Origin of the sequence: Paenibacillus sp. DS2015, from assembly GCF_050433705.1 — a bacterium.
GTDB lineage: Bacteria > Bacillota > Bacilli > Paenibacillales > Paenibacillaceae > Paenibacillus_AQ.
In genome coordinates this window covers 27,079-53,224 of record NZ_JBNPWS010000030.1, presented here as the reverse complement: position 1 = coordinate 53,224, position 26,146 = coordinate 27,079, and the positions used below count along the sequence as shown (strand labels likewise).

The window sequence follows — 26,146 nt, the reverse complement described above, 5'->3', positions numbered from 1 at the left end:
GACCTACCCACTAATTCGCGATTTGTTCCAATATTTGCTCTAACTCTTCTTTACCGAACATATAGGCCTCATTACAGAAGTGACAGACCACTTCAGCTTTCTCATCTTCTGCGATTAGTTCTTCAATCTCACTTTGTCCAAGACTAATGAGCGTCTGCTCAATACGTTCTTTCGAGCACTGGCATTGGAAATGAATGTCCATCTCATCATGTACCACTGCATCGGGTAACATCCATTTGAGCATTTCCTCTAACTCCAACCCCTGATCCATTAACGAGGTGATCGGGGGAAGAGAACCTACAGCATGCTCAATTTCTGTAATTTCATCATCATTAAGTCCTGGCATTAATTGAATAATGAATCCTCCAGCTTCCATGACGGCATTATCAGTGCCGACTAATACACCCACGCCTACGGCAGATGGAGTCTGTTCCGATATAGCAAAATAATATGTGAAATCTTCACCCAATTCACCAGAAATAATAGGAGAGCTCCCCGTATAAGGTTCCTTCATCCCTAAATCCTTAGCGACATAGATAAACCCCGATGTCCCTACTGCGCCAGCTACATCTAGCTTCCCCGAACTATTGCTCGGCAAATGGACGTGCGGGTTAGTAACGTAACCCCGAACTTCCCCTAGAGCATTGGCATCCGCTATGATGTGACCAATAGGTCCGTCACCTCTAACTTGAATGTTCATCTTTTCATTACCCTTAAGCATTGCACCCATCATAGCTGCAGCGGTTAAAGTACGCCCCATAGCAGCTGTTGCTGTAGGCCATGTATCATGTCTTTGACGAAGCTCTTCTACTAAGGCTGTTGTCCGTATCACAAAGGCACGAACACGGCCATTCATGGCTGTGCCTCTTATTAATCGATCTTTTTTATTGTTCATAGCTTATGTTAATGCCTCCTCTACCTTATGTGACTTATTATTGATTCCGTTCATAAATTAAACGTAATCCTTCAAGTGTGAGCAATGGATTCACTTCCTGAATACACTTAGCTTCACTTGCAATCAATTCTGCCAATCCTCCTGTAGCGATTACCTTGAGGAGGGGGGCTTCCATTTCAACTTTAATGCGCTCTACGATGCCCTCAACTTGTCCCGCATATCCAAATATTATACCCGCCTGCATGGCATGTACGGTATTTCGTCCAATGACCTTCTTGGGCTTCTCTAATTCAATACGAGGCAATTTCGAGGCTCTTTGGTAAAGAGCTTCTGTTGCAATGCCAATCCCTGGCACGATAGCACCGCCTAGATAATTACTTTTCTCATCAATACAATCGAATGTCGTCGCTGTACCGAAATCAACGACCACAAGTGGCCCTTTATATTGATCTACCGCAGCTACCGCATTCACGATCCGATCGGCTCCAACCTCACGCGGGTTCTCGTAACGTAGATTTAACCCAGTCTTGATTCCCGGACCTACTACAAGCGGCACCTTACGGATATATTTAACACACATCTCTTCAAAGACATTCACAAGAGGGGGTACAACCGAAGATATAATAACACCTTCAATCTCACTAATCGCAATGTCTGACATCCTAAATAAATTAAAGAACATCACTCCGAATTCATCTAACGTAGACTGCCGTGCGGTACTCAGTCGAAAATGATGAATCAATTCGCGATTTCTGTAGACTCCTAGCACAATGTTCGTATTCCCTATGTCAACTACAAGAATCATAAAAGCTGGTCCTCCTTCTTTGCATTGAGGTCTAAGCTAATATCTAGACTGTCAAATGAATAAGTTAACCGACCTACCGATATAATATCCACGCCAGTCTCAGCAATGGCGCGTACCGTGTCCAACGAGACATTACCAGAGGCCTCTACCTTAACATTAGGCGCTTCGGTCTTGATAAGCTTAACAGCCTGTGACATCATACTATAACTCATATTATCTAACATAATGATGTCGACGCCTGCTTCTAAGGCTTCATTCACCTGATCCAGGTTCTCTGTCTCCACTTCAATGGTCATAGTATGTGGAATATGGTCACGCGCACGACTAACCGCCTGAGATATGCCACCAGCACCTTTAATATGGTTATCCTTAATCATAACCGCATCATATAGTCCAAAACGGTGATTAGCCCCGCCACCAACACGTACAGCATACTTCTCAAGCATGCGATGTCCTGGTGTTGTCTTACGTGTATCTACAAGTCGAACTGGAAGACCCTGTAATGCATCAACGTAGCTACGTGTCTTCGTAGCTATCCCAGACAGACGTTGCAGCAAATTAAGTGCTAATCTCTCACCTGTTAGAATTTGGTGCGTACTTCCTTCGATCTCAGCTAACACTGTACCTTTCTGAACCTCTTGCCCCTCTTCTACGTAAGCAATAAAAACCAGAGAAGGGTCGACCACTTCAAAGACCCGTTTCGCTACTGGAATCCCTGCTATAATACCCGCCTCTTTGGCATGAATAATCCCTTTAGATTGATGACCTTCTGGTATGGTAGAGAGCGTTGTTACATCCCCTGAACCCACATCTTCCTTTAGCCAAAATTGTATTGATTCCACTAAATTCTCATTATATCCACTAAACATCATCACTGACTTCCTCCACTATTTCATGCCCGCGCAACTGTAATAGATGTTTGCGCCAAGCGATATCATCACGCTTAGGGTAATCTTCTCGGTAATGAGCACCACGACTTTCCTTACGTGCTAAAGCTGCAGTTGTAATAAGCAATGAACAGGTCAGCATGTTCGCGAATTCAAATTCTTCTTTTCTAAACAATGCTGATTGAAAAATAGGCAGTTGCCGATTAAGTTCTTCCAATCCCTTCGTTAATTGGATATGATCTCGACGGAGTCCAGCATAACGAACCATGACCTTCTGCAGTTTCAATCTCCGCTCAACGATGGCTTGCGTAGGAATGTCATTACGTTTATAGTCTACCACGAGTGCGCTTGTTGACCAATCGAGTGGGGGCAATTCCTGAATTCTTTTCACAATCCGGCGTCCGAACACAATCGCTTCAGATAAGGAATTACTGGCCAAACGATTAGCACCATGCACTCCCGTAGAAGATACTTCTCCACATGCGAACAGCCTCGATACACTACTCTCTCCATTATAGTCGGTCTGAATCCCACCCATCATATAATGTGCAGCTGGAGCCACTGGAATCCAGTCTGTCGTTATATCTAAACCATAGACCATGCAAGTCTCATGGATATTCGGAAACCGATGTTTGACCATATCCGCGGGTTCATGCGTAATATCCAAGTAAACAAATGTAGACTTCGTAGCTTCCATCTCACTTACAATGGCACGGGCCACAATATCTCTTGGGGCAAGCTCTAATAGCTCGTGATATTTCTCCATGAACCGCTCACCTTTAATATTGCGTAATGTAGCACCTTCTCCGCGTACAGCCTCAGATATTAAGAACCTTGGCGCACCCGGGTAACATAGCGCTGTTGGATGGAATTGAATAAACTCCATATCCCGAATATGAGCTCCTGCCCGGTAACCAATAGCGATACCATCTGCGGTAGCGACCTCAGGATTAGTCGTGTAACGATACAATTGTCCCGCCCCGCCCGAGCATATAATCGTAGCACTTCCTTGAACGAATACCCGCTGGCCTTCTGGACCCTGTACAAGCACACCAACACATACCCCTTGATCTGTAATTACATCGATAACAAAATGATTATCCCAGACTTCAATGTTATCTTGTGCTATAACTTTCTCGGACAATGCACGAACGATCTCAAAACCCGTTGCATCTCCGTTAGCATGCAATATACGCCTATGACTATGCGCCCCCTCTTGGGTTAGCGCGAGTTCCCCGTTCTCCTCATCAAATGCGGTTCCTAATCGAATCAATTCTCTGACGCCATGAGGCCCTTCATTAACCAGTATATCGACTGAGGTAGAAGAACAAAGACCGGCCCCCGCCAGCAGTGTATCTTGCCGATGGTAGACCGGTGAATCCTCCTCAGAGGTAACAGCGGCAATGCCCCCTTGCGCATAGCGAGTATTACTCTCCATAAGGGATTTCTTCGTAATCATAATGACATTTCTATCTTTACCTGCCTTGATCGCCGTGAACAATCCTGCGATACCTGATCCAACTACGATTACATCTGTCTTCACTATTGGCAGAGACGCGAGATCAAAATCTACTAAATATTGTGGAGTCATGACCATTCTTCACCTGTCTTATGAGAAAGAGTAGCGCATGCTACTGGACTTGTAACATGCGCTCTAGGGAAATTCTAGCTTTATCGGCAACAGCAGGAGGTACATAGATTTGTGGCTTCATTGTCTCCAAGCATTTTACCAGTTTTTTAAGATTATTTACTTTCATATTAGGACATACTAGAAACTTAGTCGCGAAGTGGAATGTTGTATCTGGACTATCTAGTCTAAGTTGAAAGCCGGTACCGTCCTCAGTGCCTACGATAAATTCTTTAGCGTCAGATTTCTTACAATACTCAAGAATAGCCGTAGTACTTCCTACGAAATCACCCAATTCAACGACTTCTGGGCGACATTCCGGATGAACTACAAATGGGGCGTTTGGATATTTAGCTCTCATTTCATATACATCTTTTACGGTTAACATATCGTGAGTATTGCAATACCCTTCCCAAATAATCATTTTCTTGTCTGTATGTTGTTGTACATAATGTCCTAAATTCTTATCGGGAACCCATATAATCTCATCTGAATCAACAGATTGAATAACTCTCACAGCATTAGCTGAGGTACAACAAATATCCGTCTCTGCTTTGATCTCTGCAGATGAGTTAATATAAGTTACGACTTTAGCATTCGGATGCTCTGCTTTAAGCTTACGAAGACCCTCTACATTGACCATATCTGCCATGGGACAGCCTGCACGTTCATCCGGTATAAGTACGGTTTTATTTGGGGCTAGTATCTTAGCACTCTCACCCATGAAATGAACGCCACAGAATACGATGACATCTGCATCTGTCTGCGCTGCTTTCTGTGCTAACAAGAATGAATCTCCTCTGAAATCAGCCACTTCTTGAATCTCATCTCGTTGATAATAATGAGCCAGAATAATAGCATTACGTTCCTTCTTGAGTTGCATAAGTCGTTCACGCAGTTCCCTATTCTGTTCTGCCTTGCGCTCTAGTGCGAGTGCTTCCACTACCCCTCAACCCCTTTATTTATTTATGTCCGTAGATTTTATAATTACGGTCCAGCTAAGTCACTAAGTCAGTTATTCTACTTCCTGTACTATGCAATAAAATGCACTAAGTATCCCATAATCGTTTATCAACTAATTTACACAACGTTCACCAGTCTGTCAATCAATTGACAAGTCCTTAAACAGCTTAAAAAGAACATCGCACGATTGTTATTATAAATATACACTAGGGGAATAAACCTTTAGAACCACTTATATCCCTCTTTACCGATAAGTAATGTGAAATATTGCACCTCCAGATAAGGATTTATGACTTTAACGTCAATCATCAAATAGCCATCGTTTACCGAAAAATAAATAAATCCGAAAACACAAATGTGTTTTCGGATTTATTATTACGCTACAGCATCATTATTTATTTGGACTCTGGAGGAATTCCACCTTCATTGCCTGAGTTACTATTGTCATCATCATCAGATGAACCCGGAGTGGTATTCGGAATATCTCCTACTGGGGTAGGTTCTGTTCCATCATTCTGAGATTGAATACGTACAGTTACATCACCGATAGTATCGATGATCGGTGCACCATTCACCTCAGCAATATCATCCGTTGATCCCTCAGATTTGCTCTCTTCATCTAGATAACCCTGTTCGATCAATTGTTTAATCTGATCCATTTCCAGTGTTTCCACTTCTAACAGTGTATTCGCAATAAGATGCATTTCCTTAGAATGCTTGATCAATAGATCTTTACAGCGTTCATAACAATAGTTGGTGAAGTTCTGCATTTCCTGATCAATCTCATATGCAATAGAATCACTGTAATTTTGCTCATGTCCGATATCACGACCCAAGAATACTTGACCTTGAGTGGATCCGAATTGCATCGGTCCGAGCTTATCGCTCATTCCGTATTCCATGATCATACTGCGTACAATCCCTGTTGCCTGTTGGAAGTCACTATATGCGCCTGTTCCAATTTCTCCGATAAATACTTCCTCAGCCACACGTCCGCCAAGTAGACCGGTTACTTTATCTAACAGTTCATTCTTAGTCACTAACATGCGGTCTTCCTTAGGAAGCATAATAACATAACCACCCGCACGGCCACGAGGAACAATAGTAACTTTATGAACGACATCTGCATGCTCCAAGAAGTAACCCGCAATCGTATGACCCGCTTCATGATAAGCCACAATGCGTTTCTCGCGATCACTAATAACACGACTACGCTTCTCAGTACCTACCATGACCCGATCAATCGCTTCATCCACTTCACTCATGGAAATATCACGACGATTACGACGCGCAGCAATCAAGGCAGATTCATTCAATAGGTTCTCAAGATCTGCACCCGTAAATCCAATAGTACGCTTCGCTATAACATCCAATCGTACATCTTTGGTTAATGGTTTGTTACGAGCATGAACCTTCAGTACCGCTTCGCGGCCCTTAACATCTGGGCGATCCACTGTAATTTGGCGGTCAAAGCGACCTGGACGTAATAATGCTGGATCCAAAATATCTGCACGGTTGGTTGCGGCAACGATGATAATTCCTTCGTTACCTCCAAATCCATCCATCTCAACAAGTAGCTGATTAAGTGTTTGTTCACGTTCGTCATGTCCGCCACCAAGCCCAGCGCCACGTTGACGTCCTACGGCATCAATTTCATCAATGAAAATGATACATGGAGCACTCTTCTTAGCATTCTCAAACAAATCACGTACGCGGGAAGCACCAACACCGACAAACATTTCCACGAAGTCAGAACCGGAAATGCTGAAGAAAGGAACTCCCGCTTCCCCCGCAACTGCTTTAGCTAAGAGAGTCTTACCTGTTCCTGGAGGACCTACAAGAAGGACACCCTTAGGAATACGTGCACCTACAGCTGCAAACTTACGAGGATCTTTCAAGAACTCAACAATTTCTACAAGTTCCTGTTTCTCTTCATCTGCTCCTGCTACATCCTCAAAGGTAACCTTTTTCTTCTCTTCGCTATATACTCTAGCTCGGCTCTTACCAAAGTTCATAACTTTGCCGCCGCCACCCTGAGATTGATTAAACAAGAAGAAGAAGATCACGAACATAAGAATCAAGGGAATGAAAGAAGACAGCAATGTTAACCAAATGCTCTGTCCTTTCATCGGTACAATATCTAAATTAAACTTGTTTACCTCACTCGACTGTACAATTTCATCTAAGGCAATATCAGTAGCAGGAATATAAGTTGAGAAATCCTTCGATTTCACATCAGCTGGTTCAGTCCTATATTGACCCGTCACAAGATAGGCATACCCGTCAAATTGAGCCTCTATAGTCTCAATGTTATTAGCCTTAAGCTGTTGACGTAGTTGGTCATATCTAGGATTATCAGCAGTTTCACCGCTACCACCGATGAATTGTACAATGCCCACCACGACTAAAAAAAGTATTAAATAAAAACCAGAATTCCGGATGAACCGATTCATCCCCTACCTCCTCTCGAAACACTTAAGTTATTTTACCATAGCCTATTGGGCTATCTCAATAGAGACCCTTATGTGTTAACATAAAAAACTATGGGTCAGGATTTCTAACACTAGTTACTGTATATTTCCGGCTTCAAAATCCCAATGTAGGGTAGATTCCGGTAATGCTCAGCATAATCAAGACCATAACCAACAACGAAAGCATCGGGTAGAACAAACCCTGTAAAATCAGCCTCCAAGGCTACAGTGCGACCTGCCGGTTTATCAAATAAGGTAACCACACAAGTAGATTTAGCTTTACGATTCTGTAATAGCTCGATTAAGTAGCTGAGTGTAAGCCCACTATCAATAATATCTTCAACGATTAAGACATCTCGACCTTCTACAGAAACATCTAAATCTTTGATGATTTTGACAACACCTGAAGATTTAGTGGATGCACCATAACTAGATACAGCCATAAAATCAAGCTCCATTGGTACTGTCATACTTTTAACCAAATCTGCCATGAAAATAAACGCGCCCTTTAATACGCAAATCACCAAAGGGTTACGGCCTTCGTACTCGGTACTTAGAATAGCTCCGAGTTCTTGGACTCTCTTACGAATATCTTCTTCACTGATGAGTACTTCTTGAATATCATTCTGCAACTGATTGAACCTCCTAAGTAAGCTGTGAAATCTTATGAAATAACTAGAGCGATGGCTCTACAACGATTTCTTCAATGCACATATGAAGAACCGAAGTAGTATGTGGATCGACAGGTGCATGAATAGATCGCCGTATTCCCGGAATCCATAACATGTTGTTGCGACCATCCACAATCATAGGGATAGATTGGCGCATAGAAGGTGGGATCTTCTCATCGATAAAAAGGTCTTTTACTTTTTTGCTACCACCGAGACCCATAACTTTCATAGTATCTCCATCCTGTCTTGACCGTAATGTCAAGGGAAATACCAGCTGGTCAGCGTCGAATAACGCTTCGTTCCCCTGTATTTCCCCCTTAAGGATGACGTTATCACCCCTAGGACGTAAAGTCATTCTAAGGACCTTTCCAATTTCATTTACCGTCAGTTCAGGAACCACAGAGTCAAGGCGATATGTATAGCTCAACCCCTTCTCAAGTGGCTGAGGCATAAATGTCACGATATCATATTCGCGTATACAGGTTATGCCCCCCCCTAAATCACGGCTCCATGTCGTAGCATGGATCTGAACAAACCCTTGGCGAACAGTCTCGACCTTACTATAGTCAGTAATCTCAGAGTTTACTGACATGTAGTTTAATATTAGTTTAATCAACCTCCGTTGTAAAGCGACATGTAAGCCCAAAAAGGAAGGCACCGAAATGGTGAACCTTCCATCTTTCTGCTGAACTAAGTCTTGGTATGCTTCTTCAGCAGCAAGCTCAACATAATCGTCTTCTCCAGACATCAGGATGGCTAATTGATTCAAAGATTGTGTAATCTGTCCATTATATTGCCCCAAATAAGGCAGTACATTCAACCGAATTGCATTTCTTCTATACTCGGTTTGCAAATTACTATTATCCGTAGCGTATGCATATCCGCCGTTACCACAGACTTCTACCAAGTCCGTTTTGTATATACGTAATAGCGGCCTAATAAGTTCCACATTTTTTAAGCTTCTTTTAAACTTCATGCCTGAAAGCCCAGAAGGGCCACTTCCCCTTAATAAATGAAGGAGCACTGTCTCAGCCTGATCATCTGCATGATGCCCCACTGCAATCGATTGTGCCCCATACGCTTCGGCTTGTTTGAATAGAAATTCATACCTTTTGTCCCGCGCGGCTTCCTCTGGCCCTTTACCACTTTGCCTCATATATGCAGGTATATCTAGCTTTTCCGTTTCAAAAGGAATATGAAGTTCCTTCGCTACTAAACGTACCAATTCCACTTCTGCATCAGATTCAGCTCGAAAGCCATGATGAGCATGAGCGCAAATTAGATTTAATGGGGTATGGTGCAAAGATATGTCGTGCATAACGTGCAAAAGAGCCACAGAATCCGGCCCTCCGGACACTGCGACTATAATCGTATCGTGAGCAGACCATAAGTCCTTTTCTTCCGCAGTGCGAAGCACATGCTCCACCAAGTGGTTCATTCTCATGTTTACTATATGCTCCCTTAATATCTGTTGTAAATCATTTGTGTATGTATCCTCACATTCGCAATGCCAAAAATATGGCCCCACACAAAATCAAAAAGGATATTGCAAAAGCATTCTTAAGTTTGCGTGTTGTCTTACTATTACGTTTGTGTTGACTAACTGGTTTATAGATCTGATCTTTCCACAATCTAAGCGCTTGGTGTGACCCTGTAAACTCACCACGAATAGCTTGGGTTAACCAGCTTGCATAAGGTTTCAATTCCTTACTTCGATTGACTAAATTCAGTAAATCGGTAGTACTTCGTGTCTGAGGAAGATGGGAAGCATTAACGCCATTCAGACCATTAGCATGAAGAATATGAATGCAAAGTACCGCAAAGGAAAACAAATCATACCCTTCATCACTAACTCGACTTCCCGCATTCCAGTATCCACGGTCATACCATTCAGTGAACTGCTTCACACTACGGCCAACTGAGCTTACACCACCATAGTCAATAAGCTCAACTTCCCCATAGTCCGTGACCATAACATTCTCTGGCTTTAGATCTCCGAATATAAATCCAGAGCGATGAAGCTCAAGAAGCTTTTCTAACAGCCTTAGACCTACCAACCCTAGCCAATCTCGTCCCCGATGCTTAATAAACCGATGAAGTGGACTTCCCTTCACATAACGCATGACGTAGAAGGGAATTTCGCCACTGGGTGTCGAATAATCATCCACCTCTAGCAAATAAGGACGATGGCTTCTTCCCTCCTGCTCATCCTGCTGCTTACGTTGGGACTGCACAGAAGTAAGCACATTAATCTCTGACTGCAGATCGAGTGTGTCATACCCCATCTTCAAGGCATAGTATTCCCGATATCCCGCCTTCTGGACCAAATAAACGGTACCATTAGCTCCGCTACCTAATATACGCTGGATGATAAAGCGATTATTCCGCCATTTGCCCGTGATTACCGTTCCAGGTATACATTCACGATTAGACGACGTAGTCACCGAGTGCCTTTTCTCCTTCATCGGAATTCCCCCGCCATGCTTGATGTGCATCTAGTGTACCATAATGGAAGAAATCAATCACCTTCATGATTGCCGGTCCAGTAGGTGTCGCGCCTTTCATCTGAATTTTCCCAAAGAGCGATTTCAGACTGCCTATATCCGCTGTCCAGCCAACATTCATCACGGTCTCTTCACTGCCATGATTGCCAGGATAATGAAATATGGCAAGCTCACTTTGTCCCTCCCTTGCTTGTAGACTAAGCATTAAATCTCGAATCGCTTCTTCCACTGCTGACAACTTGGGCTTCATACTTCCACTTGCATCAATAAGCAAAGCTACTTGTAAGGGTGTCGTTTCTGTAAGCTCATCTACCACTTCAACCACCTGTGCACGACGCTGAGGTGACAAATCTTCCAATGACCCCTCTCCCAAAATATGTTTTAATTCTTTATTAACCGCCTGCTGTATGGTTTGTACCACTGTTTTGCGTGTCATCATTTGCATGGTCTGCGCTAACTGTCTGGTTCCAACAATTCGGCTAATCCCCCCTCCTGACTTGGCAATTTCAGCAATCTCCAAACTCCCAAGCTCTCCAATCGTCCCATAGTCCACTACACCCGCTACATTCACCGTAATCCCTTCTTGTAGTGCATGCGCCGCAGCAAGAATAGGGCTTACTCCTATATTTGAACATCCGTCGGTAATCAGTAATATCTGTTTCATAATTGATCATCCTCCTATGTTTGCATCCTCTCTCTATCATTTCCAAGAATGAGAGAATCCAAACCACATAGAGTAGATTATCAAAGATTAACATGTTACAAACTAACCCTTTTCCGAGTAATGTAATCCCAGTCACACACTAGCTCACTGTACGTGGACGCTCCATTCGTTCAAGACCCGGAACATGCAAGGTAGCCCACGCAGGATGGAATCGTTCAACCTTCCCCACAACGACCGTCATGTCATCTTGAATTTGATTCTGCTGATACCGGATCACTTTTTCGAGCAAACAATCTGCAATATACTGAGGGTCATCACTCTCAATTTCCTGAATGATTCGTTTCATCCACAACTCTTTATTAACCGCATAACCCGGTGCGTCATATAAACCGTCAGTCATCATAATGACGATGTCGCCAGCATGAAGCTGGAGTGTAACAAGATCAACATCAATGTCTTGAATAATACCAACCGGAAGATTACTCGCAGAGACCAGAATAACCTCATTCCCTCTTTTAATAAAACTAGGTGTCGATCCGATCTTCATGAACGTTGTCTGAGCTGTATATTGATCGATCAAAGCAACATCTATCGTGGCATATATTTCATCAGGAGAACGTAGCAATAGGATCGAATTAACCGATTTAATCGCTAATTTCTCATCCATTCCTGACTGAAGTAACTGTTCCAATATATCAAGTGCCGTACTGCTCTCCTGTCGTGCTCGTTCACCATTTCCCATCCCATCACTTAGCGCAACTGCGAACGTCCCATTCCCTAACTCCACTGTACTAAAGCTATCCCCTGAGAATATATCCCCTCCCTTGGCTGCACCTGCTACTCCCGTCGTTATTTCAAATGTTTTGGCAGAGCCAAACACTACCGTTGCTAGCCCATTACGCGTGTTGCTCGCTAGTTCCTGCGTTACTGCAATATGCTCACCGAGGATGTCTGAGAGAAGTGGCGCAATAATTTTACGACATTCGTCATACCCCTTTGTATATGCATGAACAATCTCTATTTCCACCTGTCCAGAATCAAGACTAATAATGTCAATCGATTGAATAGACAGGCCCATTTTCTCCAGAGCTTCTCTAATCTGCTCTTCCTGCTGGTACATCGCTTGCCCCTCTCGTTTGATCTCGCGTGCTAAATCCTCCATCACTTGTGACACACCAGATAATTGATCTGCCACTAAGTGCCGACTATCGTATATTTGGCGCTTCCATTGCATATCATGTTGATAGAGATGATATTGTTTCTTCATGACCTCCAGCACATCACTTGTCTTATGACATACCTTGTTCCACTCCGAAGGCAGCTTGCTAGCAGCAATATCTGGATTATCTTCTACTGCACCCATCATCTCCGACATATATTTATACGTCTGGTAGAATTTCGCATCCCAGCAATGTTGCTGTTTGAAGCAGTTAGAACATGCTCCTTCCGTAACAGCGTTCATGAAGTGATCCTTCTCTTCAGTGCGTGTACTCACCTCAGCCGCGCCTGATACTTGTCCGAAGCTATGAGACAACTGTTTAAACACTTGTGAGAATTGGGTAACCCTTTCTGCCGTTAGGTCTCGTACCCGCTTGGCATATTCATGCTGCGACTTCGTATGATCCTGCGTACCCGGTACATATCTAGAAATCATAGCAATGATCGTCTTAGGGGTTATCATAAAAAGAATAATGGCTGCACAGGTTTCCCATGTCGAGGTCATGACGTCCCCTGGTCCAATGAAATAGATCGAGAGAAGCGATGACCCCAATAACATTCCCAAAGCTACCGTAGCTCGCCGCCCTTCACGTAACATGCCCGCCAGCATACCGGAGAAAGCCAGAAGACTCATCTGGTAGATGGCCGAAATGTCTGCAAGACTTAAGATCAGACCGGTAACCACCCCGACAGACGCCCCCAGTGACGCACCTCCGACTAACGCGAATATGAGAATAAGATAACGTGATAATACATGCTCGATCGATAAAGAATAGACACTCCAACCCACTAACCCCGTCATCACCGATGCAAGCAAAATAATCAAACACAGAATTTCTTCATTTTTAAGCTGATAGTTCTTCTTGCGATATGTGAATACGGGAATAGCTTGAATAAAGACTAACGTGAGGACGAAACTGAGGACCGCATCTAACGTCAACATGAGAAATGCATACCAGGTAAAGGAGGGGCCAATCATAACATGAAATAAATTAACACAAAACGTAGATACAAACACCATTAGAGGAGCGTAGGAGATTTCAGCATGCTCGAAAGACTCCAATCCTTTATGAATGAAATAGAAAATGAGAAGTTCAGCAGTAACGATCAGCGGTACCGGATATGGAGCAAATAAACTACCGGCAATAACGGCAACAAAGACAACAGGAAGATAGTCTCTACGCATAAAAGTAATGACAGCGAAAAACGCTAATGCAAAGGGAGACAGCTCGTCCAAAATCATTGCCTTCCCAAGTAAGAATCCCATGAACACTAACAGAAGCATCCACTTCTTGGTCTCGAAAAAACAAATCGTACGTTGAATAACGCGCCCTTGCGTCATTCTCGAAATGAAGTTAACACCTTCCGATGTTGCTCCTCGTCTTTCTGCCATATTTACGCCGGGAAATTGCACTACATTCTTTTTGTCCATGATTTTGGCACCACCCATCATTAAAGTTATTGGTACCCATTATAGATCCTGTCCTTCATGAAAGTTTGTCAGAACGCCTGTTAAGCACTGAAGAAATTTCCGACAAAAAAGCCCCTACTGCGAAAGGTCGGGGAATAGGTGCGACACCCTTATCTGTAACGATTGTGAACGATTGTGAACGACTTCTTATCTTCTTCTCTGATTGCATCCTTTCGAAATAACGACCTTTTCAATTAGCGTTTGTACATGAGATAGCTGGAAATCAGTTGGAAGTTGTCGGTATTTTTTTATAGGCGACAAAAAAACCGTAGCGGCATAATGCCTGCTACGGTTATCTTAGTACATTCATAATTACATGCGCTTAGCGCCACGGCCTCCGCGTTTGGATTCCGTATTTTTCTTGATGGATGATATCCGCTCTTCACTATCTTTTAGGAAGCGGGACACTTTATCCTCGAATGTTGCCTTATTGGCAGCAGGCTTAAACGAACGCCCACCCCGTTCACGATTATAACTACCGCCGGCACTGCCACCACTACTACTACTGCCTCCGCCGCCGCTAAACCGCTCTCCTCCGCCACTACCGCTACTACGTTCCGGTCTTGAAGTTCTTGGAGGCCGGGATTCTGTTGCGGGTTTGTCAACAGTCTGTTTGATGGAAAGTCCGATCTTACCGTCCTTGTCAACATTGATCACCTTAACGGTCACAACATCATTGATCTTCAAGTGATCGTTGACATCCTTGACGTAATTATCAGCGATTTCTGAGATGTGAACGAGACCCGTGACACCTCCTGACAGATCAACAAATGCTCCAAAATGCGTTATGCCTGTCACTTTTCCTTCTAACTTGGTGCCTACTTCGATTGCCATAGAATAAAATGATCCTCCCTTAAAAATATACAGCAAAATTTAAAATCTTGGCTGTGGTGATTTGATTATACATAATGCGCAAACCAAGGTCAACTGAGTAATGACCTCTTGGCACCTATATTACGGGCTTGAAATATCCGGCCGAATTGGGGTTTCTTCCGGTTTATATAAACCGAACTCCTTACGTGCCAGTTGCCCAATATATTCAGGATCCTGTAGACGATTAACTTCATATTGCAAGTCTGTAAGGGATTTCTCTACAGCTGCAGTCTTTGCTTGTTGCTCACTTAGTTGGTCGCTCTTGTCTGCAATCTGCGAGTTCTGAGTTAACAGTGTATAAGCTGCCCAACCCATAAAAAACACCATAAAGGTCATCCATAAAGTCAGCCGTCTACGCGCACCTGCATATTTAGTTGATTGTTGCTTAGTTTGCGACTGTACAGCGTATTTTGCCATGATGAAGCCTCCTTAAAACCGGCGTTTCCATAATTCAATACACGAGTTCACTAGTTTCTGTAACCATGAAGGGATCTTAAACCTTGAAGTTAACGGACTAACCATCCACTTCGATAACCTCCAGAAAGGTAACAAACAACGTAGTATTATGTGCACAATAAACATCAACAATGTTCCTGTTGCACTCAGTATCCAGATAAGTATACGATACATCGTTCTGAGCGGTATCCATATAAAAATCATAAAAAGACGCTTCAGCAAATATAACACATATTGTACGATCTTTATTAACATTACCACAAAACGCTGAGTTGTAACACTTAAGATTAAAAAATATAACCATACACCTAGAAATAATCCCACAAATGCATAGAAACGCAGTTGACCCTGATTACTAATATAGAGCATTCTAAAAACAAATATCGAGGCCCCACACCAATACAGAAAATCTATGATATGAAGCGACCATTTGGGAAAATGGAGCTGCCCTGACAGCACCCGGTAGCTATCATAGGCTAGTCCCATTGTTGCCCCCGAGAATAACATCCAGAACAGCGTTATCCACTGTACATAGGGATTCATTTAAATAGCTTGCCGAACCTTCCCTTATTCTTACCATGTGCTCCGGGATCTAAATACACGAGGGAGTGAACCAGTCCATCTATAGACAGAACGCCTTCCTCTAAACTGAGATTGTTAATATGTAAATTCTGACCTTTAATCGTTAGATGGCCTAGCTCTGTCTGCAGTAGAAACTCCTCACTGTCGAAACTCTCAACATTCTGGACTCCAGTCATATGAAGTTGTCTACGGTTCTGCATATGAAGATCATGCACCTTGCTTTTTCCTTGCTCGATCATAGCATGTACCCCTCCTTCTACCAATAGCTTATGGAGTCCCGGCGAGGTTTAGAACTTTAACAGAACCTGTACATAAAAAAAAGACAGCCCGAAGTCTACATAGACTTCAGAACTGCCTCTTCGTGAACCATATGATTACCAGTCAAGACCGGTTTCCCTCACAATGGGTTCTTCTTTAACTAAGCTATAAAGGCTTGTAGCCTCTTCTTTGCGTGTGCTCTCAGCAAGACGTTCTACACGAACCGTCACTAGCTTCTGGCCAAACTGGACAGTTATTTCATCGCCCACTTTAACCGCGCTACTAGGCTTCGACTCCCGACCATTGATCAGGACACGACCTTGATCTGAAATATCCTTAGCCACTGTACGCCGCTTAATTAATCTTGATACTTTAAGAAATTTATCAATACGCATGTTATTTTACGGCTTCTTTAAGCTTGTTGCCCGCCTTAAACGCTGGCACAGTAGATTCAGGAATCTCAATGGTGTTTCCTGTTTGTGGATTGCGACCTGCACGTGCCGCACGTTTACGAGTCTCGAAGGTACCGAAACCGATCAATTGCACTTTATCGCCAGCTACTAATGCATCCGTAATTTCTCCAAGAAAACCGTTTAATACGGACTCAACATCTTTTTTGGTCAACCCGCTTTTACTAGAAATATTGTTGACTAAGTCTGTCTTGTTCATAAATTATTTTCCTCCTATATTTACAGAAAAGTAGAAAAAATACGGTATAGAACTTATCTTCTTAAGACAACTCCATATCGTTTATTGCATCTAAAGGATATTCTGGATCAATCTCCAAATTCCTGCATTACTCATCATTTTTTTAAATAATCATTTAAATTATGCGATTTTTCGACAGATTTTATTTTGGAGAGCTGCCATATCTGCTCCATTTCCTCTACATTGCTGTCTAATACTGTCCGCCCCTGCTTCCGTAATTCTTCTTCAATAAAGTGAAAGCGCGTCACAAATTTACGGTTGGTCTTCGACAGAGCTTCTTCTGGATCTGTACCGATAAACCGAGCCGCATTCGATACTGCAAACAATAAATCACCTAGCTCAAGGATCTGGTCCGCTGGATCATGTTCCTGCTCAACCGCTTCGCGTAACTCAGCCAGTTCCTCCTCAATCTTGTCAAAGACGCCTTGGATATTCTCCCAGTCAAATCCTACCTTTGCGGCTTTCTTCTGGATCTTATAAGCTTTCATCAGAGCAGGTAAATCACGGGGAATACCATCTAATGCAGATACAAGCTTCGTATCATCTATTCCCTTCATCCGTTTCTCTTCGGCTTTCATCTGCTCCCAATGCTGTAATGCGGCCTCAGAGTCCTTCGCTGTATGCTCTCCAAATACATGAGGATGGCGAAAAATTAATTTATCATTCAGTCCTTGGATCACATCCATCACATTAAATGTTCCGGTCTCTTCCTCAATCTGAGCATGGAGCATGACCTGTAATAGCAAGTCGCCTAACTCTTCTTGCATATGCTCTGGATCATCCTCATCGATCGTTTCTAACACTTCATAGGTCTCTTCGATCAGATTTTTGCGCAGTGAGTCATGAGTCTGCTCACGATCCCAAGGACATCCACCTGGGCTACGAAGGATATTAACAATTTCATGCAGACGAGCAAATGTACGCTGACGTAGATGATCCTCGTCGCTTCGTGGCACATAGATAAGTGACAGATTACCATAACCCTCCACACGATCTATTTCATACAATGGGACACGCAGAATAGATTCTAAGCCCTCTACCCCCAGCGCATGACCTACAATGATGGGATAATCATCGGGATATAGCTCCATAAGGCAAAGCTTCACATCAGAAGCCGTGAATACGTCATATACTTGTCCAATAACCGTATGCAACTGTGGCTGTACCAACGCACTGCTGAGGCCTGCAGCGTCCAGTAACTGAAATCCCTCAATGGGATCAAAACCGAGTCGCGTGAATGCCTCATCAAGAAAACTTTCCCCGCCCATGACGTGTAAAGTAATACCTTCCTTCGGACAACGCTCTCTTAAAAGTTGTACCGTAGATTCAGCCACCATAGGATGGCCTGGAACAGCATACACAATGTTGGAGTGACTCTCCCCCTCGCTTGCCTGTTCTACAAGGGTACTGGCTATCGTATCGTATACTTCCGGGAAAGAATCGTGTGATTCATATATAGAGTCAAAAGACTCATACGCTAAGTCCCATTCTTCAAGCACAGACATCACGGGATGTTCCTTCGTTCTTACGAATACCTTGGATGCTTGCTGTAACGTTCTAACTATGCCTACTGTCAGTCTGTCAGGATTTCCTGATCCCAGTCCAACGACTATTATTGCTGAGCTCATACGTTGTTCCTCCGCTCTTTATCTGCCTCTAAAGTGCAATTCAAATCTTAAATATACTATAACACGGACAATGGTTAGTCTTCTATTCGTCTATTAGTGCAGCACACGGCATTTCTTGAGTAGATTGGCCAACAAGTTACCCATCTTAGGAATCATCCGTAGCTCCTGTTCACTAAGAAGCTTGGTGAGTACAGCCAAGATGAGAAACACAGCCGCCCCTGCCGCTACGCCGGAAAGGCTACCTACCGCGGCAGCCAGCCGCGCACCCTGAAGGAGCCCCAGCGCCTGAAGCGCGGCTCCTGTGGCCCACTGGGCGCTGCCTGCGGCCAGTGCCAAGCCGGCGATGATCACTGCCGGCTTCAGCACGGTGGTACCGGCGCTAGGGCGCAAGCCGGTACTGCGAGCAAGCAGCGCTACATTCAGCGCTGCAGCCAGGAAGTGCGCAGCGACGCCAGCAATCGCGGCGCCCGTAATGCCAAAGCGCGGCACCAGCAGCAGGTTAAGCAGCAGCTTCGCTACTGCCGCTGCAAGGAGGTGCATCGCTGGTGCCTTAACGCTGCCTATGCCTTGCAGCAGCGCAGCAGAGATCAAGCTCACCGTGCTCCCCGCCGCGGTAAAGGCAATGAAGCGCATTGTGTCTGTACCCGCAGCATCTTGATACAACATTATATTAATGGGCTCAGCCAATACCGCAAGGCCCACCGATGCTGCTAGACCGAGCATCCAGAACCAACGCAAAGACAAGCGGCATTGACTCTGCACCAAGCTCTGGTCACCTCGAACACGAGCCTCAGCGAGAGCAGGAATGAATAAGACCGTCAGTGAGGTTGCCATCATGGATGCAAGCTGAACCAGCGGTATACCCCGATTATAAATCCCAAACTGAATCATTGCCCCCGCTTCTCCGGCTCCACTTGCTTTAAGCAATCGCGGAACCGTAAAGGTATCTACTAGGCTAATCAGCGGAACAGCTAGCGACCCTAAACAAACGGGAATGGCATACATTAATAGTCGCTTCAGTAGGCTCCACGTGCTTTCTAAGCTTACGGAGGAGCTACTCTTTCTCGATATATTGCTAGCGGACATAGCTTTACTATGGCGTTGCCAGTACAGCAACATCACTAACAGCCCCGCCGCTCCTCCGGCAACAGAGCCGAACAGGGCTCCCGCTGCGATCTGCTCTGAACTAGCATCTCTGGAAATTAAATAGAACAGGAACAGAATCATGACAGCTACTCGAACACTCTGCTCCACAATTTGCGACACAGCCGTGGGCAACATGTTCTGAAGCCCTTGGAAATAACCTCTCAATGCAGACATAATCGGCACGAATAAAAGAGCCCAGGAAACATATCTAACGGCAGGAACCACCTGGGAATTATCAATCCACTGCCCGATTAAGGGTGCCCCCACATACGTACTAATACCAAGAACAATCCCCAATATACCGAGCACAAATGAGGATAACGAAATAATACGCCTACCCCCGTCTTCATTTCCTTTAGCTACATCCTCTGCTACGAACTTAGAGATAGCTAATGGAAATCCAGCAATAGCAAGAGTAATAATCAGTGAATAGAAAGGATATACCGTGTTATAGATACCAAATGCCGCATCTCCACCCATGTTTTGTAAGGGGATTTTCTGTAGTGTTCCAATGAGCTTTGAAAGGATGGCGGCCATGCTAAGAATAAACGCCCCATGCATAATTTTGTTGGCTGCATTTGTTTCCTTCATGATCTAGCTTCCCCACTTTACCTTCGATATTCGAATGAGATGAATAAGTACGTGAACAACCTCTATTATAACCATGAATATAAGTATAAAAAAACTCCCGCTGCTCAGGTTCCAAGTGAAGGAACATAAGAACAATGGGAGTCGGTTGTGATTATCTATTACTGCTCCATTTGCTTGCCTAGAAAAGATGCGGCTGTCTCAGCCATTTTAATTTCCATAATTCCCATCTTCACAGATTCATCCTTATTCATCAGAATGACAGATCCTATAGGATCTCCACCTGAAATGATTGGAGCTATAATGAAAGATGAAAGGGTCTCCCCATGGTCCTTGCTGATCTCATAGCTTCCGCTATTCGTCTCTTGCAGGGTTTTACGGTTGTCCATACAATTCTCAACAATCAATCCAACTTGTTTCTCTAAATATTCTTTCTTAGAACCTCCTGCGACAGTAATGAACGTGTCACGATCAGAAATAATGGTGATATGTCCAGTCCCCTCGTATAATGATTCCGCATACTCTTTAGCAAAATCCCCAAGTTCTCCGATGGGTGAGTATTTCTTTAATATGACTTCACCATCACGGTCAACAAAAATTTCAAGTGGATCCCCTTCACGAATTCGCAAAGTACGTCTAATTTCTTTAGGAATGACCACTCTACCCAAGTCATCTATACGTCGAACAATTCCAGTAGCTTTCATTTCACATGTTGCCCCGCTTTCATAAGAAGATTTTTCAACTACTGTTCCAAAGGGGGATAAGTTTCCCATAGAATATAAGTGTTATATCTGACCCTAGTATTTGACCATTACCAATTCCTTATACATGGTTATTTATATATAAGTTGCGGTTAAGCCCCTGATTGTTCTCAAATAAATAAAAATAGCGCCATTTCGCGCTACTTTTATGACTTTATCTTACTTTCCTGTAGTATCTGTAGGAGCGTCTGTCGTTGCTCCGTCAGTTGTTGTATCGTCAGTTTTTGGAGCATCCGTATCTTCGGTTTTCGTACCGTCAGTTTTTGGAGCATCCGTACCTTCGGTTGTGGTTCCGTTTGTTCCTGTAGGGTCTTGTCCACTTTCTGGCGTAGTGGTTGGTTCCTCTGTTGTCGCAGCAGGACTTTCAGGGAGGTTTACCTTCTTGATGATCCCCGGTAAATCGTTAGACATAAACTCATCAATTTTTACTGAACCCAGTTTGTTCTTAATCGCGTCTTTTTGCTCTTGTGTAATCTTATCGAAGGCTGTCTCAGTACGAGATTCCACTGTCATAACGTGATATCCATATTCCGTCTCAATGGGATCACTGATTTGGTTCAGTGGTAAGGTTAATGAACTCTCTTTGAAAGCGTCAACCCACGTACCTGCAGGTGTATCCTTATACAACCCGCCCTCTTCCTTAGAACCCGGATCTTCGGAATATTTCTTCGCAAGGGTGGCGAAATCCCCACCTTTATCCAACTGCGATTTAACATCCTTGGCAACCTTTAGTGCCTCTTCTGCTGTCCGTATCGCTTTGCCATCAGCATCCTCCAAAGAGATTAAGATATGACGAAGTGAAACTAATGTGTAGTCTTGCTTATTAGCATCGTAATCTGCTTTAATATCTGCATCCGTCACCTTACGGTTCATATCTTCCATTGAAATCATGACTTTCTCCAAATATCCAGCGATATCTGCCTCAGTTAATTTACTCTCTTCAATCAATAATTTGAACTTATCATCACCAACTTGCGCCTTCATCCCTGCCAACTGCTCCTCAGCAAGTTTCTTACCCGTTGTTTTGGATTCTGCAGTTGCGTTGTCACTCAAATATCCAAAAGCCACTTGTTGATTCAAAAGATATGTTTTGAATTCATCCATTTCAGTGAGTTGTGCCATTTGAGGTGATAAGAATGTGAGAATACTTTTCTCTAAATTATATTGCTCTAGAGTAATCTCTCCTCCTTTGTAAGTCGCCACAACGTCTTTCTTGTCACCACACGCAGATAGAACGGATATCGTCAATACTGCTACTAGTGTGATGATCATTACTTTCCATGATTTCTTATTTGCTAACATCTTGAAGTTCTCCCTTCGGTTTGAACGGCTCTCGGATGGCTTCAAGAAATTGTTCCAGAAGATCGAGCAGCTGCTTTTCAACAAGTCCCTTACCTTTGATACGAATGGTCATTGTTGCTTCTTGTTCAAATTGTACACGTCTTTCAAACGAATTTCCAATCTGGGCAAGTTTAGCGTTGTCGACAACCTTTTCCTGTCCTTCGTGGAACTTCAATATAATGTCATCTCCACGCTTAACAATGGATTCAATGCCATACATTTTACCGTATACTTTTTGCCTAGCAACAGCGAGTAAATTCAAGACAGCTTCTGGAAGCTCTCCGAAGCGGTCCATCAGTTCATCCTCTAACTCTGAAATATCTTCAAAAGAAGAAGTCGCAGCTACCTTTTTATAAATTTCAATTTTCTGAATACTGTCATAAATATAGTCAGCAGGTAAATAAGCATCAATGCCTGTATCAATCAACGTATTCCATACCGTCTGTGGCTTCTCTGCCTCACCTAACACCGTCACTTTACGTTTTTGAATTTCTTCAGCTAGCATCTGTGAATACAGATCGAACCCTACAGATGCAATAAATCCATGTTGCTCCGCTCCTAGCAAATTACCAGCACCCCGAATGGATAGGTCGCGCATAGCTATTTTGAAACCTGAACCAAGCTCTGTAAATTCTTTGATAGACTGCAGACGTTTCTCAGCCACTTCAGTCAGTACCTTATCCCGTTGATATGTGAAATAGGCATACGCAATCCGATTGGAACGACCCACGCGTCCACGCAACTGATAAAGCTGGGAAAGCCCCATCTTATCGGCGTCATGCACGATTAGTGTATTGACGTTGGGAATATCTACACCCGTCTCGATTATACTCGTACTCACTAGTACGTCATATTCACCATCTAAGAAGTCCAGAATAGTCTTCTCTAGCTCAGACTCATTCATTTGTCCATGCCCTACACCCACTCTGGCATTGGGGACTAGTTCAGAAATTTGACTCGCCATCTCTTGAATTCCTTGAACCCGATTGTATAGATAATACACTTGCCCGCCTCGTGCAAGCTCTCGCTCCACAGCTTCACGCACAAGATTATAATTATGCTCTACCACATAAGTCTGCACAGGAAAACGATTCTCGGGTGGGGTCTCAATGACGGATAAATCACGAACACCCAGCATCGACATATGCAATGTACGCGGAATCGGTGTTGCCGTTAGTGTGAGTACGTCAACATTGGTCTTCAACTTCTTCAGCTTCTCCTTGTGAGTAACCCCGAAGCGTTGTTCCTCATCCACAATTAGTAATCCAAGGTCTTTAAAGATTAGATCCTGAGATAACAAACGGTGGGTTCCGATAATGACATCTACAGTCCCCTGTTTGATGCCCTTGATCGACTCATTCTGCTCCTTGCGGGAGCGAAACCGACTTAATACCTGAATGTTGATTGGGTATCCAGAAAAGCGTTCTCGGAATGTCTCATAATGCTGCTGAGCCAAAATCGTCGTAGGAACTAAGACCGCTACCTGTTTCCCCTCCATAGCCGACTTAAATGCTGCACGAATGGCAACTTCCGTTTTACCGTAGCCCACATCTCCACATAATAAACGATCCATCGGACGATTCTGTTCCATATCCTTCTTGATCTCTTCGATCGCTCTCAGTTGATCGCGAGTCTCGTCATAAGGGAACATCTCTTCGAATTCTTGCTGTTCAGGAGTATCCTTCTCAAATCCATAACCTGTCGTCGATTGACGTTCGGCATATAACTTAATAAGGTCATCGGCAATGTCTTGTACCGTTGAACGGACTTTATTCTTAACACGTATCCAGTCATTTCCGCCCAGCTTATAAATTTTGGGCTCTTTGTCTTCTGAACCAACATATTTCTGAATCAGATCTATCTGCTCAATAGGAACAGACAGTTTGTCTCCTCCGGCATAAAGAATATGTAAATAATCTTTATGAATACCGTTGATGTCCAACGTCCCGATACCTATATACTTTCCGATCCCGTGATTCTGATGAACGACATAATCGCCAACTTTAAGCTCTGTATAGCTTTTGATACGCTCGGCATTATCAATATTTTTGCTTAGTTTACGAACTTTACGCTGTTTCTGAGAGAACATCTCGCCCTCTGTAATGACAGCTAGTTGGATAGAAGGCAACTCAAATCCAGTCTGCAAATTTCCCTGTAACATGATGGGCTCATCAATACTATAATCTTGAAGAACACGACGCATTCGCTCCAAGCGATCTTCGCCACTGGCTAACATGATCACCCGTGTACCTGATTTATGCCAACGATCCATCTCGGATTTGAGCACATTCATTTGACCATGGAAATCTTGCATTCCCCTGCTTACAATATTTAATATGTTTTGAGGCTGAGTGTGTGGAACCTGACGCAAAAAAATCGAAATAAGCAGTGTCTGAAAACGTCGTTCATACATAATGTCATCGTTATCAACGGATAATGGCATTTGCGGAAGCATATTACCATTCTGAAGCAGATGCATATTCCACTCAGATTCATCTCGTTCTAACTGTTTTCCTGTTTCAAGCAACCTAGTAGGTTCATCGAGAATTAGGATGGTATCATCCGGAAGGTAGTCGAACAAATGGCACTGTTCTGGATAAAGTAAAGAAATGTATTTGTAAATCTCCGGGAAGTATACATGTTCTCGTAACAATTCTACTTCTCGTTGCATTTCTTCCTTCAGTCGTAACTTAGCCTGACGATCTGTCATTTTATCCAGTTGTTGTTCAAGAAGTACTCCCACCGCATCTGCAGCATGCTCCAGACGACGATGGTCAGCAATAACCTCCTTGCAAGGTGTAATGACTACTTTATTTACTTTATCAATCGAACGTTGGTCTATAGGGTCGAATGTACGAATCGAATCAACCTCTTCATCGAACAATTCCACACGATAAGCAAGAAGTGAGGTCATAGGATAGAAATCAATAATTCCACCACGGATACTCATCTCTCCCTTGCCTTCCACCCGTTCCACACGTTCATATCCCATCTCGACCATACGCATGAGAAAAGAATCCAGCTGTAACGTACCACCATACTGGATAATAATTTGTGCATTCGCCATTACTTCAGGAGCAGGTAGTAATCTGCGCACCCCCGAGAAAGGAGCCACAACAATACCTCTAAATCCTTGTGCACATTTCGTTAGCACGTCAATACGCTGTGCAAGTGTCTCAGGACTTGATATCGCTGATTCAGCAGCTACTAACTCGTTTGCAGAATAGAGTAGCACTTGCTCAGGTGATAGCGCTTCCTGTAAATCTTCCGCCATTTTCTGTGCAGAGAACATATTATGTGTCACGATCAACATCGGACGTTTAACCTCTTCATACAGAGCAGCCATCATGATCTGCCTAGCCGAACCAGACAGTCCTGAGATAAGCTGTTCCTTCATACCAACCGAAATTCCCGACGCAATCGATTTCAAATCTGGATCCTTCGAAAAAGCTTCTATAAGTGCTTGTAGCAAAAGTGGCACCTCTCTTATACTTACTTGTAAAATTTTAGAAGAACAATATCACTATGAATTATACCCAACTAACTTACATATCTTAGCCCTTTATAATTCAAAAGAAGCCTCAGCAAACTGCCAAGACTCTAGAATGACGATATCTACCCAGAAGACC

General features: G+C 43.5%; 22 protein-coding genes. All 22 read right to left on the bottom strand.

What is annotated here, in order from left to right; all coding sequences use genetic code 11:
- Positions 1 to 10: 10 nt before the first annotated feature.
- Positions 11 to 895 (bottom strand): Hsp33 family molecular chaperone HslO, encoded by an 885-nt coding sequence (gene hslO / locus J2T13_RS20720; protein ID WP_429374263.1) that lies wholly within the window; start codon positions 893 to 895, stop codon positions 11 to 13.
- Positions 896 to 932: 37 nt separating this feature from the next.
- Positions 933 to 1,700, bottom strand: a complete 768-nt coding sequence (locus J2T13_RS20715; RefSeq protein ID WP_429374262.1) for a type III pantothenate kinase — start codon at positions 1,698 to 1,700, stop codon at positions 933 to 935.
- The gene (gene nadC / locus J2T13_RS20710) at positions 1,697 to 2,572 is read right to left on the bottom strand and encodes a carboxylating nicotinate-nucleotide diphosphorylase (RefSeq protein ID WP_429374278.1); all 876 of its coding nucleotides are present in this window, start codon (positions 2,570 to 2,572) and stop codon (positions 1,697 to 1,699) included. Before nadC ends, J2T13_RS20715 begins: the two co-directional genes overlap by 4 nt.
- A complete protein-coding gene (nadB, locus tag J2T13_RS20705) occupies positions 2,562 to 4,178 on the bottom strand; it encodes an L-aspartate oxidase (protein WP_429374261.1) in 1,617 nt (538 codons plus the stop codon). Before nadB ends, nadC begins: the two co-directional genes overlap by 11 nt.
- 40 nt (positions 4,179 to 4,218) lie before the next feature.
- Positions 4,219 to 5,157 (bottom strand): quinolinate synthase NadA, encoded by a 939-nt coding sequence (gene nadA / locus J2T13_RS20700; RefSeq protein ID WP_429374260.1) that lies wholly within the window; start codon positions 5,155 to 5,157, stop codon positions 4,219 to 4,221.
- Positions 5,158 to 5,572: 415 nt separating this feature from the next.
- Positions 5,573 to 7,630, bottom strand: a complete 2,058-nt coding sequence (gene ftsH / locus J2T13_RS20695) for an ATP-dependent zinc metalloprotease FtsH (RefSeq protein ID WP_429374259.1) — start codon at positions 7,628 to 7,630, stop codon at positions 5,573 to 5,575.
- A gap of 110 nt (positions 7,631 to 7,740) precedes the next feature.
- Positions 7,741 to 8,280 carry a hypoxanthine phosphoribosyltransferase gene (gene hpt / locus J2T13_RS20690; RefSeq protein WP_429374258.1) on the bottom strand — a complete coding sequence of 180 codons (540 nt, stop codon included), beginning with the start codon at positions 8,278 to 8,280 and terminating at the stop codon, positions 7,741 to 7,743.
- A gap of 43 nt (positions 8,281 to 8,323) precedes the next feature.
- Complete coding sequence (gene tilS, locus J2T13_RS20685; protein ID WP_429374257.1) at positions 8,324 to 9,763, bottom strand: tRNA lysidine(34) synthetase TilS; 1,440 nt, start codon at positions 9,761 to 9,763, stop codon at positions 8,324 to 8,326.
- Positions 9,764 to 9,815: 52 nt separating this feature from the next.
- Positions 9,816 to 10,763, bottom strand: a complete 948-nt coding sequence (locus J2T13_RS20680; RefSeq protein ID WP_429374277.1) for a protein kinase domain-containing protein — start codon at positions 10,761 to 10,763, stop codon at positions 9,816 to 9,818.
- Positions 10,747 to 11,487: a vWA domain-containing protein gene (locus J2T13_RS20675; RefSeq protein ID WP_429374256.1), complete on the bottom strand. Its 741-nt coding sequence runs from the start codon at positions 11,485 to 11,487 to the stop codon at positions 10,747 to 10,749. Before J2T13_RS20675 ends, J2T13_RS20680 begins: the two co-directional genes overlap by 17 nt.
- 139 nt (positions 11,488 to 11,626) lie before the next feature.
- Positions 11,627 to 14,137, bottom strand: coding sequence for a stage II sporulation protein E (spoIIE, locus tag J2T13_RS20670; protein WP_429374255.1), 2,511 nt, complete (start codon positions 14,135 to 14,137; stop codon positions 11,627 to 11,629).
- 351 nt (positions 14,138 to 14,488) lie between these two features.
- Complete coding sequence (locus J2T13_RS20665) at positions 14,489 to 15,010, bottom strand: S1 domain-containing RNA-binding protein (protein ID WP_429374254.1); 522 nt, start codon at positions 15,008 to 15,010, stop codon at positions 14,489 to 14,491.
- Positions 15,011 to 15,130: 120 nt separating this feature from the next.
- Positions 15,131 to 15,466: an FtsB family cell division protein gene (locus J2T13_RS20660; RefSeq protein WP_429374253.1), complete on the bottom strand. Its 336-nt coding sequence runs from the start codon at positions 15,464 to 15,466 to the stop codon at positions 15,131 to 15,133.
- Positions 15,467 to 15,478: 12 nt separating this feature from the next.
- A complete protein-coding gene (gene yabQ, locus J2T13_RS20655; protein WP_429374276.1) occupies positions 15,479 to 15,991 on the bottom strand; it encodes a spore cortex biosynthesis protein YabQ in 513 nt (170 codons plus the stop codon).
- Positions 15,992 to 16,044: 53 nt separating this feature from the next.
- Positions 16,045 to 16,326: a sporulation protein YabP gene (gene yabP, locus J2T13_RS20650; RefSeq protein ID WP_429374252.1), complete on the bottom strand. Its 282-nt coding sequence runs from the start codon at positions 16,324 to 16,326 to the stop codon at positions 16,045 to 16,047.
- A 135-nt stretch (positions 16,327 to 16,461) separates the two neighbouring features.
- Positions 16,462 to 16,740: an RNA-binding S4 domain-containing protein gene (locus J2T13_RS20645; protein ID WP_429374251.1), complete on the bottom strand. Its 279-nt coding sequence runs from the start codon at positions 16,738 to 16,740 to the stop codon at positions 16,462 to 16,464.
- A 1-nt stretch (position 16,741) separates the two neighbouring features.
- Positions 16,742 to 17,014 carry an HU family DNA-binding protein gene (locus J2T13_RS20640; protein ID WP_429374250.1) on the bottom strand — a complete coding sequence of 91 codons (273 nt, stop codon included), beginning with the start codon at positions 17,012 to 17,014 and terminating at the stop codon, positions 16,742 to 16,744.
- Positions 17,015 to 17,148: 134 nt separating this feature from the next.
- Complete coding sequence (mazG, locus tag J2T13_RS20635) at positions 17,149 to 18,681, bottom strand: nucleoside triphosphate pyrophosphohydrolase (RefSeq protein ID WP_429374249.1); 1,533 nt, start codon at positions 18,679 to 18,681, stop codon at positions 17,149 to 17,151.
- Between the two features lie 93 nt (positions 18,682 to 18,774).
- The gene (locus tag J2T13_RS20630; protein WP_429374248.1) at positions 18,775 to 20,418 is read right to left on the bottom strand and encodes a putative polysaccharide biosynthesis protein; all 1,644 of its coding nucleotides are present in this window, start codon (positions 20,416 to 20,418) and stop codon (positions 18,775 to 18,777) included.
- Between the two features lie 158 nt (positions 20,419 to 20,576).
- Entirely contained in the window at positions 20,577 to 21,119 is a 543-nt protein-coding gene (gene spoVT / locus J2T13_RS20625) for a stage V sporulation protein T (RefSeq protein ID WP_429374275.1), read from the bottom strand.
- A 216-nt stretch (positions 21,120 to 21,335) separates the two neighbouring features.
- Complete coding sequence (locus tag J2T13_RS20620; protein ID WP_429374247.1) at positions 21,336 to 22,478, bottom strand: foldase protein PrsA; 1,143 nt, start codon at positions 22,476 to 22,478, stop codon at positions 21,336 to 21,338.
- Positions 22,465 to 25,989, bottom strand: coding sequence for a transcription-repair coupling factor (gene mfd, locus J2T13_RS20615; RefSeq protein WP_429374246.1), 3,525 nt, complete (start codon positions 25,987 to 25,989; stop codon positions 22,465 to 22,467). The genes J2T13_RS20620 and mfd overlap by 14 nt, the downstream gene beginning before the upstream one ends.
- Positions 25,990 to 26,146 lie beyond the last annotated feature (157 nt).